We start from the raw sequence: 18,916 nt of genomic DNA, 5'->3' as shown, positions 1-18,916 counted from the left end.
ATCCTGGACGGCGGGAGCATGTAGCGCAATAGGGAACCTTGGGAAGTTTCAGTAGGAAATGAACTTTTAGCGTGGACGTAACACGACTCCCAGGCTCAGCAGTGAGCTCAGGCGAAGTCTCCGGCGTTGTGGCGCAGCGGTTCGAGCACGGTCCAGAGCATCTTGAGCTGCTCATCGGTGAGGCCGGAGACGGCGAAGTCCGCGGCGACCAGGTCGGCAGTGGCGCGTTCGACCAGGTCACGGCCCTCTTGGGTGATCTCGCACAGGATCGCCCGGCCGTCGTCAGGGTGCGGCGTACGGGTGACCAGTCCGGCCGCCTCGAGCCGGCGGACGATCGACGTCACCGACGTCGGGTGCACCTGCAGCCGCTCGCCCATCTTCCCGAGCGGCAACGACCCGCGCCGGGAGAACGTCAGTAGCACCAGCGCCTCGAACCGCGCGAACGTCAGCCCGTGCTTGCGGAGGATCTCGTCCAGCTCGTTGATCACGATCTGCTGCGCCCGCATCAGCGACGTCACGGCCCGCATCTGCTCGACCGCACCCCACCGCCGCCCCCACTGCCGGGACGCCTCGTCGATCGGATCGAACGGCAACGCGCTCTTCCTCGCCATGGGCCGAAGATTAGCCCGACACTAGGCAGACCATGTCGAAACTCAGAGATTCGGACTTCCCCGCCCTCGGAACCGACGCCCCGGCCGAGCAACTGATCAGCCTCAGATTCCGCTGGTACAACCGGCAGGCCAACTGGGCCCGTCTCGCCTACCGCAGCCTCGGAGTCATACAGCTCGTCGCCGCCCTGCTGATCGCGATCTCGGTCGCCTTCGACGTACCCAGATGGGCGGCGCCCTCGCTCGGCGGCGTGATCGCGCTGGCCGAAGGAATCCGGACGCTGTTCGGGTTCAAGGACTCTTATCCGACCTACCGACGTACCGCCGAAGACCTGCGCAACGAGGCGTGGCTGTACGTCCAGCGCGCCGGGCAGTACGCGACCGCCGAGGACGCCGGCAAGGTGCTGACCCAGCGGGTGGTCGAGATCAGTTCATCGGAGACCGCGAACTGGGAGGAGGCGCTCAAGGCCCGCAGTATCTGAAACTGTCCCAAGGATCTGACAAGGTGCGTGCATGAGATTTCTGGAGCACGTGAAGGGCGAGAGCGCGCGGCTGGGTGAGGTGGCGCGGATGGGGCTCGACGCGCCCGTGCCCAGCTGTCCGGGCTGGACCGTGGACGACGTCGTCCGCCATGTCGCGCAGGTCTACGACCACAAGGTCGAGGTGCTGAAGCTCGGCGCCCGTCCCGACCCGTGGCCGCCGGAGTCCTCCGGCCGGGAAACCCTCCAGTGGTACGACGAAGCGCGGACCGCACTCGTCGCCGCGCTGGAGGCGGCGGGGACCGAGACGCAGACATGGACGTTCGACCCGCGCGACTCGACCTCCGCGTTCTGGTACCGGCGGATGGCACACGAGAGCCTCGTCCACCGCATCGACGTCGAGCAGGCTCATGACGTGATCACGCCGATCGACCCCGAGCTGGCGCTCGACGGTATCGACGAGGTGCTGTACCCGACCCTCGGCGGCCCGTGGTGGGAGGAGGGCGACACCGAGTTCCCGATCGACGCCACGATCCGCATCACCTCGCTCGGCCGGTCCTGGACGATCCGCGCCGACGCCACGACTGTCGACGTACAGCAGGGCGCCGAGGGCGACACGGCGGCGGAGATCTTCGGTGACCCGGCGCCGATCTACCTGTGGCTGTGGGGCCGGGTGGGCGAGGATTCGATCCAGAGCGTCGGCGACCCGAACGTCGTCCGCGCGTTCCGCGGCCGGATCTCGGAAGCCACCCAATGACGATGTCCTCTGCGGGTCAGGCTGTTCGTTCCCTTCTCGAGAGACCACAGTGGTTTCAGCGAGAAGGAGGATTCCGATGCCGCAGTATCTTGCACTGACCTACACCGCGGATGTGGACTGGTGGGCGCCTGAGCAGGCCGAGGAGCTGGCCGAATACCGGAGGTTCGGCGTGGACTTCGCCGGCCAGGTCAAGGCGAGCGCCGTGCTGCACCCGACCTCGACGGCGACCGTCGTCCGGGTCGAGGGGGCACGTGGCGGGCCGGTGATCACCACCGACGGACCGTACGCCGAGACGAAGGAAGCGCTCACCGGCTACTACCTGATCGAGGCCGAGGACCTCGAGGCAGCGGTGAAGATCGCGGCCGAGATCCCGGCCGCGTGGGGCGGGGCCGTCGAGGTCCGCCCGGTCATCATCGCCAAGTAGGTTCCGTGAGCGGGCGGTATGGCGCGGTTGCCGAGACGATCCGGATCGAGGGGACGCGGATCCTCGCCACCCTGATCCGGACCGTCGGCGACGTCCAGCTCGCCGAGGACGCCGTCCAGGAGGCCGCGCTGGCGGCCCTCGGTGCCTGGCCGGTGACCGGCGTACCGCCCGAACCACGCGCCTGGCTGACCGTGACCGCCCGCCGGAAGGCGATCGACATCATCCGCCGCGAGCGCGCCCGCGGCGACAAAGAACGCGACGGCTCAGAGCTGCTCGAGCTCCGCCTGGATCCGCTAGCTCCGGACGACGTTGTGCAAGACGACCTCCTCCGCCTGATCTTCACCTGCTGCCACCCGTCCCTGTCCCCGCCGACCCGGGTGGCACTCGCCCTCCGCACTCTCTGCGGTCTGTCCGCCGCCCAGATCGCCGAGGTCCTGCTCACCACCGAGGTCGCCACCACGAAGCGGCTCGTCCGCGCCCGCCAGAAGATCAAGGCCGCCCACATCCCGTACCGGGTTCCCGCGGAGGCGGATCTCCCCGATCGACTCCCCGCGGTCTGTGCGGTCATCCACAGCCTCTACACCGCGGGCCACGCTCCCTCCGAGGGCGAAGCGGCGTACGACGTCGATCTCTGCGTGGAGGCGATCCGACTGGCCGAGCTCCTGCACACACTCCTGCCCGGCCAACCCACGCCGACCGCGGTCCTCGCCCTGCTCCTCCTCACCGAGGCCCGGCGACCGGCCCGCGTCGACGAGTCCGGCGAGGTGGTGACGCTCGACCTCCAGGACCGATCACGCTGGGACCAGGACCTGATCGCCCGCGGCGTCGAGCTTCTCAACGACTCTCTTGAGCGATCGGACCGCCAGGCCGACGCGTACCAGCTCCAGGCCGCGATCGCGGCCGAGCACGCGCGCGTTCCGAGCTATACCGCCACCGACTGGCGCGAGATCGTCCGCCTGTACGACCTGCTGGTCCAGGTGTCCCCCAGTCCAGCATCCGAGCTGGCCCGAGTCGTCGCCATCGCCGAAACCGGCGAGATCGACGCCGCCCTCAAGCTCCTCGACACGATCCCACCCAGCTCACGCCGGCACGCGATCCGCGGCGAACTCCTCGCCCGCAAGCACCGCTACGCCGAAGCCGTCCGCGAACTGGACCAAGCGCTCGACACAGCACCGCCGAGCCATCCCGAGCGACAACACCGAGAACGCCGCAGGAACTACTTCCAGCAACTCGCCGACGAGGGTTAGTCGTCGGTCCAGTTGCCTCGTTCGCTGTTGAAGATCGACTTGGTGGCGGAGGGAGACGACGAGGGTCGGGCCTGGGGTGCGGTGGTGGTCGTGATCGGCGCCGTAGTCGTAGCGACCTCTTGGGCCGAGTCCATCCCGATCGGGCCGGTGCCGTCGTCGTCGGAGTCCTCGTCACCCTTGAGTACGTCGACACTCGCCGAGGCACGCAGACCGGTGCGCTGGATGACCCGCTGGATGGTCAGGTCGCGGTCGTCGGGCCGGCTGACCCACTTGATCTCGCGGAAGCCTTGGTCCTGCGCGGCCGATTCGAAGACGAAGTGGCCGTAGCCCAGCATCCGCCCGATGATCGGCTTCTTCAGCGTGATGTCCAGGACCCGGGCGATCGGGGTGGTCGCGACGGTCTGGGAGAAGACGCCGCGGATCCGCATGACGCGCATGTTGGTGACCACGAAGCGGTCTCGATGCTGGGTGAGGAACTGCCAGAAGGCGTGCGCGAGCAGCACCAGCACGATCGCCAGCAGCACCGGCTGCCCGCCGATCTTGGTGGTGGCCATCGTCAGCAACAGGGCCGCCGCGAGCACGACCTCGAGCATCGGCACCGTGAACACGACCCAGTGGTGCCGGACCTCGTCGATGACGACCTCGCCCTCGTCCGAGATCAGATGGCGCCGGACCTTCGGGTCGAAGATCCGGAACAGGCCTATTCCGGCCATCCACTCACTCCCCTGACACGCTGTTGTGTGACCCCGTACAGCCAAGTGTCCCGCACGATTGCTCGCAACGGGACACTCAGACGTCTAGATCAGCTGAACAGCGCGGTCAGGAAGGTGATGACGCTCCCGAACGCGTCACCAACGGCCGAGAACGCGCCTCCCACGGCGTTGGCGGCGTTTGCCGGCTGAGTGAACAGATAGAAGCCGGCAAAGGCGATGAGCGACCAGATCAACAGCTTCTTCGGCATGTCGCCACTCCTCGTTCCTAACCACTCGGTCGACTGTGTTGGAATTTGTATCACGGACCGTCACCAATTGTCACTGACTGAACACAGCCCACCGCACAATGCTCACCAGCTACAAGGTCCATTCTGTAACGGATTCGGGGGCATGGCAGCCACCGGCGCGCCGCCCTGAGACACCGATCGGCCGGCACGGCGGAAATCCTGCGGCATTTGCCCGAATTCGGCACAACTTTCCGTGAACGGAAAGCAAAGACACAATGTGACACTGCGTGTTCGGGTGTTCCACAGCGAGACAGATGTCACAAAGCCGCGATCAACTCGTCCGCCGCAGAATACGGGTCGGTGCCCCCGTCCGCGACCTTGGCCGCCAGTACGTCGAGCCGCGCGTCCCCGTGCAGGTGCGCGAACCGCCGCCGCAGCGCCGTCGTCGCGATCGCCTCGATCTCGTCCCGGGCCCGGGACTGCCGGCGCTCGGTGAGTACGCCGTTGCCGCGCATCCAGGTCAGCCGGTCCTCGATCGCCTGCACCACCTCGGCGACCCCTTCGTTGCGGGAAGCAACCGTCTTGAGGATCGGCGGCACCCAGGCGCCTTCAGCCCGCTCGGCCAGCGCCAGCATCGCCCGCAGATCCCGCGTGACCGACTGGACGCCGTCGCGATCGGCCTTGTTCACCACGTAGATGTCGCCGACCTCGAGGATCCCGGCCTTGGCCGCCTGGATCCCGTCGCCCATCCCCGGCGCCAGCAGGATCAGCGTCGTGTCGGCCATACCGGCGATCTCCACCTCGGACTGCCCGACCCCGACCGTCTCGACCAGCACCACGTCGAACCCGGCAGCATCCAGCACGCGCAACGCCTGCGGAGTCGTCCACGCCAGCCCACCGAGATGACCGCGGGACGCCATCGACCGGATGAACACTCCACGGTCGGTCGCGTGGTCCTGCATCCGCACCCGGTCCCCGAGCAGCGCTCCACCGGAGAACGGCGACGACGGATCCACCGCGAGTACGCCGACCCGCTTCCCGGTCTCGCGGTACGCCGAGACCAGCGCCGACGTCGACGTGGATTTGCCGACGCCGGGCGAGCCTGTGATCCCGACGATGTGCGCATGACCGGCGTACGGCGCCAGCGCGGCCATCACCTCGCGCAGCAGCGGGGATTCGTCCTCGACCAGCGAGATCAGCCGGGCGACTGCCCGGGAGTCACCCTCCCGGGCACGCTCGACCAGCTCACCGACCGGCGCGGTACGTCGTGGCATCAGCTCTTCGGGACTCGGACGATCAGAGCATCGCCCTGACCGCCTCCTCCACACAGAGCCGCAGCGCCGGCGCCGCCGCCACGACGACCGAGCTCCAGCGCGAGGTGCAGCACGAGGCGGGCGCCGGACATGCCGATCGGGTGGCCGACCGCGATCGCGCCGCCGTTCACGTTGACCTTGTCGTCGCCGACCTGCAGCTCGCGTGCGGACGCGATGCCGACCGCCGCGAACGCCTCGTTGATCTCGATCAGATCGAGGTCCGCGGGCTGGATGCCTTCCTTCGCGCAGGCCTTGGCGATCGCGTTGGCCGGCTGGCTCTGCAGCGTCGAGTCCGGCCCGGCGACCGAGCCGTGCGCACCGATCTCGGCGATCCAGCTGAGCCCGAGCTCCTCGGCCTTCGCCTTGCTCATCACGACGACAGCACAGCCGCCGTCGGAGATCTGCGACGCCGAACCGGCCGTGATCGTGCCGTCCTTGCCGAACGCCGGCCGCAATCGGGCCAGCGTCTCCACCGAGGTGTCGCTGCGGACGCCTTCGTCGCTGTCGACCACGATCGGGTCGCCCTTGCGCTGCGGCACCTCGACCGGCACGACCTCGTCGGCGAACAGTCCGTTCTTCCAGGCCTCGGCTGCACGCTGATGCGAACGAGCGCTGAACTCGTCCTGCTCCTCGCGGGTCAGCTTCAAGCCGGTGTTGTTCGCCTGATCGGTCAGCGCACCCATGGCCTGATCGGTGAACGCGTCCCACAACCCGTCGTACGCCATCGAGTCGACCAGCGTGGTGTCGCCGTACTTGAAGCCCTCGCGGGACTTCGGTAGCAGGTGCGGCGCGTTCGTCATCGACTCCATGCCGCCGGCCACGACGATCTCGTACTCGCCGGCGCGGATCAGCTGGTCGGCGAGCGCGATCGCGTTCAGCCCGGACAGGCACACCTTGTTGATGGTGATCGCCGGGACGTCCATCGGAATGCCGCCCTTGACCGCGGCCTGGCGGGCGGTGATCTGACCGCCGCCGGCCTGCAGTACCTGGCCCATGATCACGTACTCGACCTGGTCCGGCGCGACGCCGGCTTTGGCCAGCGCGCCCTTGATCGCGAACCCGCCGAGCTCGGCGCCGGTGAAGCTCTTCAGACCGCCCAGCAGCCGCCCGATCGGGGTCCGCGCGCCGGCGACGATGACGGAGGTGTTCCGCGTGTCAGACATATCGTCACGATACCTGCGGCGGCACTGGTACGCCGCTGCTCGAACACGTCAGACGGATCACACGAATGGTGTCGGCTCGACCACTTTCGTTGGCCTTGCGAACCAGGTTTGCGCCAGGCTGGCGGGATGGATCAGCTGTTCGACGCGATCGACCATGTCGGCATCGCGGTGGCCGACTTCGACGAGGCCGTCCGGTACTACGCGGACGTGTTCGGCATGACCGTTGCGCACGAGGAGATCAACGAGGAGCAGGGCGTCCGGGAGGCGATGCTCTCGGTCGGCGACTCCGGTTCCTCGATCCAGCTGCTCGCGCCATTGTCGGACGCGTCGCCGATCGCGAAGTTCCTCGACCAACGCGGCCCGGGCATCCAGCAGCTCGCCTACCGGGTCAGCGACCTCGACGCCGTCTCCGACGTACTGCGTGAGCGCGGCGCGAAGCTGCTGTACGACGAGCCGCGCCGCGGGACGGCCGGATCGAGAGTGAATTTTGTTCACCCTCGCTCGGCCGGCGGCGTCCTGGTCGAACTCGTTGAGCCACCGCCTACGCACGGATAAGTAGCAGTCAACACGGCGTGACGGCGCGCGCTGAGCCCTCCCGGCTTGGGTTCGGCGGACTAGTCTGTGGGAGTGCTGAGGGACAGCGCCACCGACTCCTTGCACGGTGCGCCGGCCGGGTTCAAGCACGACGGCTTCGTCCACGCCACGGACGAGGAGTTCGTGCTGCGCGCGGCGACGTTCGTACGCGAGGGTCTGGCGGCGGGGGAAAAGGTCGTGGCCGTGCTACCACCAGAGCGGCTCGCGGCACTGCGTGATGCCGTCGGACCGGCGTACGACGAGCTGATCGTCGCCGACGAGACCGTTGCCGGGGGCAACCCTGCGCGGCTGATCCCGTACTGGCGGGCCGTCCTCGAGAAGCACTCCGGCGGACCGGTGCGTGGGCTCGAGGAGCTCGCTTATGCCGGCCGGAGCGCGGCCGAGTACGACGAGGTGCTGCTGCACGAGGGCTTGAGCGACATCGCTTTCGCGGCGGACCAGTCGTTCCGGTTGTGCTGCGCGTACGACGCGTCGATCGGAATCGACCCGACCGCGACCCACTCCGGCGCAGAAGCCCTTGCAGAGAAGACATTCCGGACCGCGCTGGTCGACGTACCGAATCGGGCCGAGCGGTGGGAGTTCGGGCCGGCCGAGTTCGGGGACATCCGGAAATGGGTCGGCGGGCGGGCGTCGTCGCACGGGGTGTCGCGGGACCGGCTCGAAGACCTTTCGCTGGCGTTGCACGAGGTCTGCACGAACAGCATCCGGTTCGGCGGCGGCCAAGGGACGCTGGCGGTGTGGATCGCGGACGGCACGCTGATCTGCGACGTGATCGACCGCGGCCGGATCGACGACCTGCTGGTCGGACGGGTCCTGCCGCCGCTGGACGGACTCGGCGGGCGCGGCGTCTGGCTCGCGAATCAGCTATGCGATCTGGTCCAGCTCCGGTCCGGTGACGACTTCACCCAGGTGCGGCTGCACACCCGCCTGCGCTGATAAGACCACTGACAACGGTGGACTACAAAAGTGACGGTCGTCTCACCGGCCGTCCGCTGTGTTACAGGGCACAGCCAGGCGTGCATACTCGACGGTAAGTTCCGCTCACTGACCGCCGCTGCTGGAGGTACGACGTGAAGCAGATCCTCGAAGCGATTCTCGCCGGTGACAGCGCCGCCGTCGGCAAGCTCGACGTACCGGACCATTACCGCGGGATCACCGTGCATGCCGACGAGGCGACGATGTTCGAGGGTCTGGACAGCAAGGAGAAGGACCCGCGCAAGAGTCTGCACCTCGACGACGTGCCGACGCCCGAGCTCGGGCCTGGCGAGGCGCTGGTCGCGGTGATGGCGAGCGCGATCAACTACAACACCGTGTGGACCTCGATCTTCGAGCCGGTCTCGACGTTCTCCTTCCTGAAGCGGTACGGGAAGCTGTCGCCGCTGACGGCCCGCCACGACCTGCCGTACCACGTGGTCGGCTCGGACCTGGCCGGCGTCGTACTGCGGACCGGGCCCGGAGTGAACGCGTGGAAGCCGGGCGACGAAGTGGTCGCACACTGCCTGTCGGTCGAGCTGGAGTCGCCGGACGGGCACAACGACACGATGCTCGACTCGGAGCAGCGGATCTGGGGATTCGAGACGAACTTCGGCGGGTTGGCCGAGATCGCGCTGGTGAAATCGAACCAGCTGATGCCCAAGCCGGCCCACCTGACGTGGGAGGAAGCTGCATCGCCAGGGTTGGTGAACAGTACGGCGTACCGGCAGCTGGTCTCGGCGAACGGCGCCAACATGAAGCAGGGCGACGTGGTCCTGGTCTGGGGCGCGTCGGGCGGTCTCGGTTCGTACGCGACCCAGTTCGCGCTGAACGGCGGGGCGATCCCGGTGTGCGTGGTGTCGTCGCCGGAGAAGGCGGAGATCTGCCGGGCGATGGGGGCGTCGCTGATCATCGACCGGTCCGCCGAGGGGTACAAGTTCTGGAAGGACGAGCACACCCAGGACCAGAAGGAGTGGAAGCGGTTCGGGGCGCGGATCCGCGAGCTGACCGGCGGCGACGACCCGGACATCGTGTTCGAGCACCCGGGGCGGGAGACGTTCGGGGCGTCGGTGTACGTCGCCCGGCGCGGCGGGACGATCGTGACGTGCGCGTCGACGTCCGGGTTCATGCACGAGTACGACAACCGGTACCTGTGGATGAACTTGAAGCGAATCATCGGCTCTCACTTCGCCAACTACCGCGAGGCCTGGGAGGCGAACCGGCTGATCGCGCGCGGGATGGTGCATCCGACGGTCAGCAAGGTCTACGCGCTCGAGGACACCGCGCAGGCGGCGTACGACGTCCACCGCAACCTGCACCAAGGAAAGGTCGGGGTGCTCACGCTTGCCCCCACCGAAGGCCTCGGCGTCCGCGACCCGGCCCTGCGCGCGCAGCACCTCGACTCGATTAATCGCTTCCGGAACAGGTAGTTGTCCACAGCTCCCGATTGGCTGGTTTGTGGTGGGTTCTGACAGGCTTATGGTGGGGGATTCACCGTGAGCCGCCAGAAGGGAATCTCGGGAGATGCCTGACGAGTCGAGCCTGCCGTTCTTCGATCGCACGGCGACCGCGGCCGGGGGCTTCCCGGTCAGCCGCCGTGGGTACGACAAGCAGGCCGTGGACGATTACGTCCGCGCACTGGAGATGCAACTCGGCGAGGCACGCAATCGCGCCGACGAGCTCCAGCACAGCGTCGCGCCGATGCAGCACCAGCTCGAGGAGACCCGGCGCCAGCTCGAGGCCAGCGCCAACCCGTCGTACGCCGGACTCGGCGACCGGGCCGCGCAGATCCTCCGGCTCGCCCAGGACCAGGCGTCCGAGGCGCTCGAGGAGGCCAAGCGCGAGGCCGAGGAGCTGCGCGCGAACGCGGCCAAGGAAGCGTCCGCCGCGCGGGCGACCGGTGACCGTGAGGCCGAGGACATCCGGACCGTCGCGCTGAACGAGGCCGACAGCATGCGCCGTACGGCCGAGGGTGACGCCGCAGAATCCCGGCGTACGGCCGAGACCGAGGCAGCCGAGGTGCTGCAGGCAGCCCGGCGGAAGTCGGAGCAGCTGCAGCTGACGGCCGAGTCGCAGGCGAGCACGCTGAAGAACGGCGCGCTGCACGAGGCGGAGAAGATCCGGACCGCGATCCAGCGCGAGTCGGCGGCGCTGCGGGCGCGGCTGGCGGACGAGCGTGAGCAGCAGGCCAAGGAGCTCGCCGACAAGCACCAGCAGATCGCGGCCGACACCGACAGCCTGACCACCCAGATGAAGGAGGCCGCCGAGGCGTCCGAGCGCCGGGTGGCCGAGGCGACCGAGCAGGCACGAAAGATCCGGGCCGAGGCCGAGGAGTCGGCCGAGCGGACGATCTCGCGTTCCCGGCGGGAGGCCGAGCAGCTGCTGACCACCGCGCGGACCCGCGCCGAGGCCGAGCTGGCGAACGCGGCCGACGAGGCGGAGCGGTCGCGGACCGTCGTCGCCCGCGAGACCGAGCGACTGGCCAAGCGCCGCGACGGCATCCTGACCCAGATCGCCGGGCTGAACGAGATCGCCAGCAACATCGCGCGGCAGGCCGCCGAGCTCGATTCCGAGACTGCCGCAGGGCCTTACGTCAACCCTTTCGCCCGTCCCACCACCGGTCCCACTGGTGGCAGCGGCACTAGCGCCGCCGACGCGGACAGCCTGTCGGCTGCACCGTCTGGGAGTCCCTTCAGCAGCGCGCCGGGCTCTGGTATCGGTAGCCCGTTCGCCGCGGATCCTTCGGACAGCTCTTACGACACCGCTGCTCCGGCCAGCGCGTTCAGCGCCGACGGTCCGGGTAGCTCGTTCAAGGCCGACGGGCCGGGCAGCTCGTACGACACCGCGGCGCCGGGTGGCGCCTTCAACGCTGACGGGCCTAGCGCGCTCGACTCGGATGAGGCTGGCTCGGCGAGCACGGGTTCGGTTTCGGGCTCGGGCGCTGCGAGCCCGGGTTCGGTTCCGGCCTCGGGCTCGGGCTCTGCGAACGGGAGCGCCTTCGCGGCGGTGCCGGGATCGACGACCGACGACAACCCGTTCCCGGGGGCGACGCCGGCGGCCAGCAAGTACGCGTCGCCGAGTTCTTCCGGTGGGAGCTCTTCCGGTGCGAGTTCGCTCGCGGGTGATTCGGCGTACGACGAGGATGGACCGTTCACCGGTTCGAGCCCGTTCGTCGGCATCGGTGCCGGGGACGCGCGCGTCGACGAGACCCGGATCGACACCGACCTGCGGGTCGACCCGAAGGACGCGCCCGACCTGGCCGGCAAGACCGTGAGCAAGACCGCCGGCGGCCCCGCCGACCCCAAGGCCGACTCCCCCGCATCCGCCTCCGGCTCGAAGACCGACTTCCCCGCATCCGCCTCCGGCTCCAAGGCCGCCGCGAAGAGTTCCTCGTCCGCGGCTTCGGACGAGGAGGACGAGCCGAAGGATTCGACCAAGGTGGACGAGTTCCGGCTCGATGACCTCGTCAGCGAGGAGACTCGGGGCCAGACGCGGCCGGCCGCCTCGGCGAAGTCCTCCGACGGCGGGTCGTCCGCGAAGGACGAGAAGACCGATGCGGCTACCTCGAGCGCACGATCCCCGAAGGACAAGATGTGACGCCAGCCGGCGACGACACCTCCACAGCGACCGACCCGGACCTCGCCGAAGCCACCCGCGCAGCGAAGGACGCCGCCGCCAAGGCCGAAGCTGCAGCCGACAAGGCTGACGATTCGGCCGATGACGCGGAGGACGCCGCCGGGCAGGCAGCGGGTTCGGCCCAGGCTGCCGACTCGTCCGCCGACAAGGCGGAGGAATCCGCCGACGAAGCCGACGATGCTGCCGACAAAGCCGCGGCGGCTGCCAAGGACGCGAAGGACGCCGACGAGGACATCGCCGACGAACTGCTGATCGAGGAGCGCCACCCGGACGTCGGCATGGGCCTGCCCGGTCCGGCGATCCGGCGGTCGAACCCGTTCGTCTTCGGGTTCTTCGCGGCCCTCGGCGTACTGGTCGCCTGGGGACTCTGGAACGCGCTCGGCCAGGCCCGCTCGGTGCTGATCCTGCTGCTGGTCTCGATGTTCATCGCCGTCGGCCTGAACCCGCTGGTCGAGTGGTTCATGCGCCGCGGCCTGAAGCGCGGCCTGGCGGTCGGCGTGGTGTTCCTGCTGATGATCCTCGCGGTCACCGGCGTCGGCTTCGCGATCGTCCCGGTCGTCACCGACCAGATCAACGGCCTGATCAAGAACGCGCCCGACTGGCTCGACCTGCTGCAGAAGTCGAAGACCCTGGACGACCTCGACAACCGTTACCACTACATCGACAAGGCGCAGCAGTACATCCAGGACCCGGCCCTGGCGCAGAAGGCGTTCGGCGGCATCCTCGGCGTCGGCAAGGTGGTCGCGGGCGCGCTGTTCAACACGTTCACGATCCTGGTCCTGACGCTGTACTTCCTGGCCTCGCTCCCGACCGTGAAGCGGGCGGCGTACAGCCTGGTCCCGCGCACCCGCCGTACCCGCGTCTCGATCCTCGGCGACGAGGTCCTGACCCGCGTCGGCGGGTACGTCAGCGGCCAGTTCATGGTGGCCCTGTGCGCCGGCGTCTGCATGTTCATCTTCCTGGAGATCATCGGCCTCGGTAACTACGCCGTGGCGCTGGCGATCGTGGTGATGTTCTGCGACTTCATCCCGATGGTCGGCGGCCTGATCGGCGTCGTCGTAGTCGCCCTGATCGGCTTCACCGACGGGGTGGTGACCGGTCTCGCCTGCCTGATCTACGGCATCATCTACCAGCAGGTCGAGAACTACTTCGTAGCTCCCCGCATCATGCGCCGGGCCGTAGACATCCCCGGCGCCGTCACCGTCATCGCCGCCCTCCTCGGCGGCGCCCTCCTCGGCGTAGTCGGCGCCCTCCTAGCCATCCCCTCCGCCGCCGCCATCCTCCTCATCATCAGAGAAGTCTGGGTCCGCAAAGCCGACGCCTCGTAACACCACGTACCAGCCCGCGCAGAACTACGCGGGCTCCTCCGTCGCCGTGCTACGCCCCGCTCCCACCCACCCACCGGCTACCGCCGGCGCATCCGTTCCGGCTACCGCCGGACGCGCGCTACCGCGCATTCGACCGCCACGTGGTGTCGCGTGCTGTGAATACCTCAGCGAGATGTGCGTCCTGCCGCGCGCAGCAACAGGTGCACGTTGACTCGCCGGGCTGTTTGCGCGAGCGGAAGAAGCCGACAACGGCATCAGCCACGCGCCGCTCCACCAGAGAAGTTGATCAAGAACCAAACGGGATATTCCGAGCTCAGAGGCGACGGCCTCGCTGGCGACCAGCAGTGCGTGCTCCTCTCGAGGAACAAGGAAGCCGAGGTTGACAAGCGCACGATGGACTCTGAGGTCCGGCTTGAGTGCGTCCGCGCCACAACGCATTCGCAGGTATGCAAAGAGCGCGGGGCCGATCCCGCTGACCGAACCGACGTACGGGTCGAGCCGGATTGCGTGCACCAGCTCGTCAACGCCGTCTGCCCAGGCCTTGACCGCATCCTCTTCGGCAAGGCCATAGTCGGTGGCAAAGCGCAGCAAACCAGCGGCGACTGCCTGCATGGTCTCAGGCTCACCATGGCGCAGGGAATGACCCTGTCCCGGCCCATTGGCAGCGAGAGAGCTCAGCGTGGGCATGCTCGCCTCATAGCGCTCGACCATCGGAAGCACCCGTTGCAAGTACCTCCGCTGCCGACTGGCTACGACGTCGAACACCATCGCGGCTCGGCGACCGGCGTACACATTCGCGTAGTCCTTGGCCCGTTCCTCCGCCTCTACGCCGTGTTGATCCAGCACGGCCCGCAGGTTGCTCATCCCCGCGGCCCACCAGGAGTTCCTCGTCAGCGCGTCCATATGCACGGATTAGACCAGAAGTGTGTCGCCGGCCGGCTGGTCGAGCTACACACTCTGGTTTCGGGAGGTCGGGGGATTGGCCGCGCCGCTTCCCCGCTTGGCTCCTTGAGAGCGAGCGCCCTTTCGAGTTGGGTGATCACTCTCCTGCGCGGCCTCTCCGGTCCGTGGCTTGTCGGAACGTGCGGTTTTCGGTGGGACCACCTCGACCAGTTGCAGGACCCGTCCGTTGTCCATTCGGATTGCGAGATCGTGGGCGAACTCCTGGCGTGACCTTTGCATCGCCTTGCCCGAAGCGGCTTCCTTACCTTCGACGCCTGCTTGGACCAACTGCGAGACGCGTTGATGGGAGACGCCGAGGACGCTGCTCACGTCGCGGACTGGGACGTTCGCGTCCGTGAGCGCCGATGCGACCTCGCGGGTGAGCTCACCGACCAACGCCTCGAGATCCTTCGCCCGACCACGCAGCGCGTCGACCAAAGTCTTGGCCTCCAGCAGATCCTGCCCATCTGCCTCGATCCCGGAGACCTCGACCGCGACCTTGGAGAGCGGTACGTCGGTCGTCACCGCAACGAACTCCCGAGCCGCCCGCTCAACCTCGTCAAGCCGCCGAGCCTGCGTCAATCCACCCAGCTCAGGAATCGCGATCATCCACCAGCGTCCGTCCCGCCGGACCGTCACGTCGTACGTCTTCACGCTCTCATTCTGTCTACTACGCTAGACATTATCAAGGCAAGCTGGGTAGCCGACTCAGTTGGTGACGTCGAGGAGGAAGTGTTGGGCGGGGGTTAGGCGGTTGTAGGTGTTGAGGCGAATGTAGGTCTGTTGGTCGAGTTGTTGGGGTTGGTGGCGGCGGGCGAAGTAGGAGTGGAGGGCTCGGCGGGGTTTGTCGGTGCGGTTTTGGGTGCCGCCGTGCCAGAGGTGGCTGTTGAAGATGACGACGGTGCCGGCCTTGCCGGTGAGCTGGATCTGGTCGGGGTGGGCGGCGGTGGGGTCGGGCATTTCGTCGCCGGGTAGGGCGTGGCGGCGGTGGGAGCCGGGTACGACGCGGGTCGCGCCGTTCTCCGGCGTGAAGTCGTCGAGCAGCCAGATCGAGTTGCAGACCTCGTACTGACCGGGCTCGACCGGGAGGCCGAAGTCGGCGTGCAGCCCCTGATGACCCTCGCCTGGCAGTGCCGCGCGGCTGTTCAGCGATGACAGCTTGAACTCGCCGAGTACGTGCTTCATCGCAGCCAGCACCCGCGGGTGGCTGAAGCAGATCTCGAACATCGGATCCTTGTTCACCAGGTCCGCCAGCCGGTCTGTGCCCTTCTCCTGATGCACCTCCAGCCCGGCCCGATCGCCCTCGGCCGCGGTCAGTTCCGCCAGTCGCTTGTTGAGCTCGGACACGTCCTCCAACGTGAGGATCCCCTCCAGCGGGAGGAACCCGTCGCGGTCGAGCTGGGCCTTCTCGGCCTCCGTGAGTACGTCGTCAGTCACGCCAAGATCCCGCAATGCAGTCGCCATATCCATCAACGGACTCCTTCCCAAGATGCACGAATCGATGCCAGCATCAATCCGACGTACCTGAGAAACAATGCAGAAGGCGACAGCGCTTATGCACAAATCGCTACGACTGCTCGGCGCCGGCGTACACACGGCCCCGCCCGGCAAGGACTACCCACTGCACGCCCACACCTCGTGGGAGTTGGTGTACTACGTTCGCGGCCGGATCACCTGTCCCGTCGGCGAGGAGACGTACGCCGCCACGCCCGGCACCGTCCTCCTGACCCCACCGAGTACCTGGCACGCCGAACAGAGCCGCACCGGCTACGCCAACCGCTTCCTCCAGGTCGACGCCGCGTCCGCCCACCCCTGGCCGCGCCTCTGCTACGACGACGCCGACCACACTCTGGGCCGGGTCTTCGACGCGCTGGTACGCGAGAACAACGAGGAGCTCCGCGCGCTCCTCTTGTCCGAGCTGGACCTCCGCCTACGCCAGGCGGCAGCCGCCCCGCCCACCAGCCCTGCCGAGCAACTCGTCATCGAAGCAGAACGGATCTTCGAGGAACGCTTCGCCATCGGCCTCCGGATCACTCAAGTAGCCGCCGACCTAGGCATCTCCCCCTCCGGCCTGCGCGCCGCCTTCACCCGCCTCCGCAGTACCAGCCCGCAAGCCGCACTCCAAGCAGTACGCCTACGCCACGCCCTCTCCCACATCCGCAACTCGACCCTCCCCCTCCAAGCCATCGCCGACCTCACCGGCTACCACTCAGTCAGCCACCTAACCCGCCACATCAAGGCCGCCACCGGCTCCCCTCCCGGCGCTCTCCGCAAGTTCATCCTCGAGCAGTGACCCGATCGACGCCGTCTCAACGGAGAAGCGACTCTCGACCGCCGAGTCGTGGCGAAAGGTTCGTGCCCGAAACCTCGAGTCGTGGATCGGGGCTCTCTGTCGGCAACCGATTCCCACGACTCGGCGGCGTTGGGTGTGAACGAGAAGGCAGTGCGGACGGGTGGCAGGTCGATGGAGCACGCATCGATGGTGGGGTAAGAAAATGTCACGGAGCGCCGACTTCTTTCCCCACCGCGGCAGCCGCAGCAGGGCGGCCGCCGAGTCGTGGCGAAAGGTTCGGACCCGAAACCTTGAGTCGTGGATCGGGGCTCCCACGCCCGGCGTGGGAGGCAACCGATTCCCACAACTCGGAGGCGCTGGGTCAGTCAGTCGAGCGAGAAGGCGGCGCGGACCGTCGTGAGCTCGATGCCGCGTTCCTCGATCGCCTTGCGGATCTCGGGGTCGGTGACGAGCTCCTGATCGGACAGCCGGTACTCCTCGGCCCAGCGGTACGTGTACGAACCGGGCTTGTGCAGCGCACCGAGTTCAGGCTCCGCAGCCGCGCAGTGCGTCACCAGCAGATGCACTCCTGGCGTCAACTTGTCGAGGTACTCGAGCAGCCAAGCCCTCTTCACGTTCGCGTCCCGGTCGCTCAACGTCTCGATCGACCCGAACCGCTGCGACTCCACCGCCCCATAGATGAACGGTTTGCCGGCCGCGCTCGACACCTCGTCGTACGCCGCGGGCGTCGCCGACTGCCCCATGTGTACGTCGAGGTAGTCGATCGCCAGCCCTTCCGCCGCGAACTTCGCAACCTGAGCCGTCAACTCACGCACCGCGTCCTCATAAGTCACCGACGCCTGCGCCTCAGCCACCGACCGCAGGAACGTCCCGTCCTCCCCCACCAACGACGCCCCATCGGTCAACGGCCGCCACCGCAGAAAGTCCCACTCACACGTCAACGTCTGATGCACCCCGAGCGGAATCCCGAACTCCCGCCCCAACGCAGCCGCCTCCGTAAACCAAGGACAAGCCGCCATCGTAGAAACCTGCGTCACGATCCCATCCCGGAACGCCTCCACCGTCCCAACGTTGACCGCATGACACATCCCAAAGTCATCCGCTTGCACAACCAGCTGAACCTCAGCCACGCCAACTCCCATCCATCACCAACAGAGCCCTCCACGACCGTACTTCCTGCACGACGTCACGCGCACCGAACAGCAAGTCGCGCACCCCCAGAGCAGCTCTAGTGCAACGCCGACAGATTTACAGTCTGCTCGACGGCACGCGGCAGCACCCACGCCCGCCCGTCGGGTGAGGGCGGCGCGCAGCACCGCGTGGGACTTACGCACCACATCCCCCTCACCCACCACAGCCCACACGACCACGAGGCGGTCGCATGGGTGGGTGGGAGCGGCGCGTAGCACGGCGAGGAACGAGCGGCGCGTAGTGCGGCGAGGAACGAGCGGCGCGTAGTGCGGCGTGGGACGACTACGGTCCGGCGAGTTTGGTGACCTCCGGAGCTTGGTTGGTGTGGAAGGCGCAGGCTCGGGGGTACGACGCCAAGCAGCCGCGGGTCGTCATCAGCGCCGTGTAGTAATCGATGTAGCGGAAGCCGTAGGTTTCGCCGCGGGCGAAGGCCTGGTGGCGGATGGCGGAGACCCAGCGGTAGAAGGCCTCGTCCGGGATCGGGACGTACAGCGACGGCGTGAAGCCCTCCATGTCCTCCCAGTTCTCGGCATGGAGGAAGGAACGTACGCCGTGCCGCGGCAAAGCAGCGAGCTTGGCGACCAGCTCCGGGTACGGCGTGGCGAAATCGTCGGTCGGATCGATGGGCAGCCCGGCCAGGAAACGGGCACGTTCCGACAGAGCGGCGGCGTTCTCGTGGTCGCTGTGGATGGAGTGTTTCCAGTGGGTGATGATCGTGTCGGGCTGCTTCTCGCGGATGATCCGGGCCAGCTCCAGCGCCACGTCGTCGCTGGAGGGCAGGAAGCCGTCGCTCTGGTCGAGGACCATGAAGTCGGCGCCGATCGCCTCCGCGAACGCCGTACCCTCGGCGATCTTCTGCTTCTTGTACTCCGCAGGCGTGAGTCGCGGGTGACCGCGTTCTCCCGGCGTCAGTGCGACGATCGTGGCGGTCGCGCCTTCCAGGATCAGTTTGGCCAGCGTCGGGCCGGCGGTCAGGTCCATGTCGCCGATGTGCGCTCCGATGGCGAGCACTGTTCTGTTCACAACGGT

The 18,916-nt window shown here is 67.7% G+C and carries 20 protein-coding genes; 10 read left to right on the top strand and 10 right to left on the bottom strand.

The features are described from left to right. Positions 1 to 107: 107 nt before the first annotated feature. Positions 108 to 611 carry a MarR family winged helix-turn-helix transcriptional regulator gene (locus EV650_RS38430; protein WP_134124159.1) on the bottom strand — a complete coding sequence of 168 codons (504 nt, stop codon included), beginning with the start codon at positions 609 to 611 and terminating at the stop codon, positions 108 to 110. Between the two features lie 32 nt (positions 612 to 643). Here EV650_RS38430 and EV650_RS38425 point away from each other — a divergent pair, with 32 nt between their 5' ends. The 4 genes from EV650_RS38425 (at position 644) to EV650_RS38410 (ending at position 3,515) form a co-directional block, all read left to right on the top strand. Continuing rightward, complete coding sequence (locus EV650_RS38425; protein ID WP_134124158.1) at positions 644 to 1,090, top strand: DUF4231 domain-containing protein; 447 nt, start codon at positions 644 to 646, stop codon at positions 1,088 to 1,090. Between the two features lie 31 nt (positions 1,091 to 1,121). Then, a complete protein-coding gene (locus EV650_RS38420; RefSeq protein WP_134124157.1) occupies positions 1,122 to 1,844 on the top strand; it encodes a maleylpyruvate isomerase family mycothiol-dependent enzyme in 723 nt (240 codons plus the stop codon). Between the two features lie 76 nt (positions 1,845 to 1,920). Continuing rightward, entirely contained in the window at positions 1,921 to 2,268 is a 348-nt protein-coding gene (locus EV650_RS38415) for a YciI family protein (protein WP_134124156.1), read from the top strand. A gap of 5 nt (positions 2,269 to 2,273) precedes the next feature. Next, on the top strand, positions 2,274 to 3,515 hold the full coding sequence (locus tag EV650_RS38410) for an RNA polymerase sigma factor (protein WP_238174752.1): 1,242 nt from the start codon (positions 2,274 to 2,276) through the stop codon (positions 3,513 to 3,515). Here EV650_RS38410 and EV650_RS38405 read toward each other — a convergent pair. The 4 genes from EV650_RS38405 to EV650_RS38395 all read right to left on the bottom strand — a co-directional run bounded on the left by EV650_RS38405 (position 3,512) and on the right by EV650_RS38395 (position 6,931). After that, positions 3,512 to 4,228, bottom strand: a complete 717-nt coding sequence (locus EV650_RS38405; RefSeq protein WP_134124155.1) for a PH domain-containing protein — start codon at positions 4,226 to 4,228, stop codon at positions 3,512 to 3,514. The two genes, EV650_RS38410 and EV650_RS38405, sit on opposite strands and share 4 nt — an antisense overlap. 89 nt (positions 4,229 to 4,317) lie before the next feature. Then, positions 4,318 to 4,476, bottom strand: a complete 159-nt coding sequence (locus EV650_RS40590; RefSeq protein ID WP_166678426.1) for a hypothetical protein — start codon at positions 4,474 to 4,476, stop codon at positions 4,318 to 4,320. Between the two features lie 296 nt (positions 4,477 to 4,772). After that, on the bottom strand, positions 4,773 to 5,729 hold the full coding sequence (meaB, locus tag EV650_RS38400; protein WP_134124154.1) for a methylmalonyl Co-A mutase-associated GTPase MeaB: 957 nt from the start codon (positions 5,727 to 5,729) through the stop codon (positions 4,773 to 4,775). Further along, positions 5,729 to 6,931: an acetyl-CoA C-acetyltransferase gene (locus EV650_RS38395; protein WP_134124153.1), complete on the bottom strand. Its 1,203-nt coding sequence runs from the start codon at positions 6,929 to 6,931 to the stop codon at positions 5,729 to 5,731. The genes meaB and EV650_RS38395 overlap by 1 nt, the downstream gene beginning before the upstream one ends. A gap of 126 nt (positions 6,932 to 7,057) precedes the next feature. Between EV650_RS38395 and mce the strand changes: the two genes are divergently transcribed. The 5 genes from mce (at position 7,058) to EV650_RS38375 (ending at position 13,461) form a co-directional block, all read left to right on the top strand. Beyond that, positions 7,058 to 7,486, top strand: coding sequence for a methylmalonyl-CoA epimerase (gene mce / locus EV650_RS38390; RefSeq protein WP_134124152.1), 429 nt, complete (start codon positions 7,058 to 7,060; stop codon positions 7,484 to 7,486). 72 nt (positions 7,487 to 7,558) lie between these two features. Further along, positions 7,559 to 8,461, top strand: a complete 903-nt coding sequence (locus EV650_RS38385; RefSeq protein WP_134124151.1) for a sensor histidine kinase — start codon at positions 7,559 to 7,561, stop codon at positions 8,459 to 8,461. A gap of 134 nt (positions 8,462 to 8,595) precedes the next feature. Further along, positions 8,596 to 9,927 carry a crotonyl-CoA carboxylase/reductase gene (gene ccrA, locus EV650_RS38380; protein WP_134124150.1) on the top strand — a complete coding sequence of 444 codons (1,332 nt, stop codon included), beginning with the start codon at positions 8,596 to 8,598 and terminating at the stop codon, positions 9,925 to 9,927. A 94-nt stretch (positions 9,928 to 10,021) separates the two neighbouring features. Then, entirely contained in the window at positions 10,022 to 12,094 is a 2,073-nt protein-coding gene (locus tag EV650_RS40585) for a coiled-coil domain-containing protein (protein ID WP_166678412.1), read from the top strand. Further along, on the top strand, positions 12,091 to 13,461 hold the full coding sequence (locus EV650_RS38375) for an AI-2E family transporter (protein ID WP_134124149.1): 1,371 nt from the start codon (positions 12,091 to 12,093) through the stop codon (positions 13,459 to 13,461). Before EV650_RS40585 ends, EV650_RS38375 begins: the two co-directional genes overlap by 4 nt. Before the next feature lie 24 nt (positions 13,462 to 13,485). On the opposite strand, the gene EV650_RS38370 is transcribed toward EV650_RS38375, so the two are convergent. From EV650_RS38370 to EV650_RS38360, 3 genes are all read right to left on the bottom strand, one after another. Next, positions 13,486 to 14,325: a hypothetical protein gene (locus EV650_RS38370; RefSeq protein ID WP_134124148.1), complete on the bottom strand. Its 840-nt coding sequence runs from the start codon at positions 14,323 to 14,325 to the stop codon at positions 13,486 to 13,488. Between the two features lie 84 nt (positions 14,326 to 14,409). After that, a complete protein-coding gene (locus EV650_RS40815; RefSeq protein ID WP_202875307.1) occupies positions 14,410 to 15,057 on the bottom strand; it encodes a hypothetical protein in 648 nt (215 codons plus the stop codon). Between the two features lie 54 nt (positions 15,058 to 15,111). After that, complete coding sequence (locus EV650_RS38360) at positions 15,112 to 15,873, bottom strand: phytanoyl-CoA dioxygenase family protein (protein ID WP_134124147.1); 762 nt, start codon at positions 15,871 to 15,873, stop codon at positions 15,112 to 15,114. A gap of 85 nt (positions 15,874 to 15,958) precedes the next feature. On the opposite strand from EV650_RS38360, the gene EV650_RS38355 reads away from it, so the two are divergent. Continuing rightward, a complete protein-coding gene (locus EV650_RS38355) occupies positions 15,959 to 16,696 on the top strand; it encodes an AraC family transcriptional regulator (RefSeq protein ID WP_166678425.1) in 738 nt (245 codons plus the stop codon). Between the two features lie 365 nt (positions 16,697 to 17,061). Here EV650_RS38355 and EV650_RS38350 read toward each other — a convergent pair whose 3' ends face one another. Further along, positions 17,062 to 17,838, bottom strand: coding sequence for a carbohydrate deacetylase (locus EV650_RS38350; RefSeq protein WP_134124145.1), 777 nt, complete (start codon positions 17,836 to 17,838; stop codon positions 17,062 to 17,064). A gap of 331 nt (positions 17,839 to 18,169) precedes the next feature. Then, a complete protein-coding gene (locus tag EV650_RS38345) occupies positions 18,170 to 18,910 on the bottom strand; it encodes a PIG-L deacetylase family protein (RefSeq protein WP_134124144.1) in 741 nt (246 codons plus the stop codon). Between the last annotated feature and the right edge of the window lie 6 nt (positions 18,911 to 18,916).

The sequence above is a fragment of the Kribbella kalugense genome (genome assembly GCF_004365875.1).
In the GTDB taxonomy this organism is placed as follows: Bacteria; Actinomycetota; Actinomycetes; order Propionibacteriales; family Kribbellaceae; genus Kribbella; species Kribbella kalugense.
Note: the sequence above shows the minus strand (reverse complement) of the source record. Positions and strands in the feature narration are given on the sequence as shown.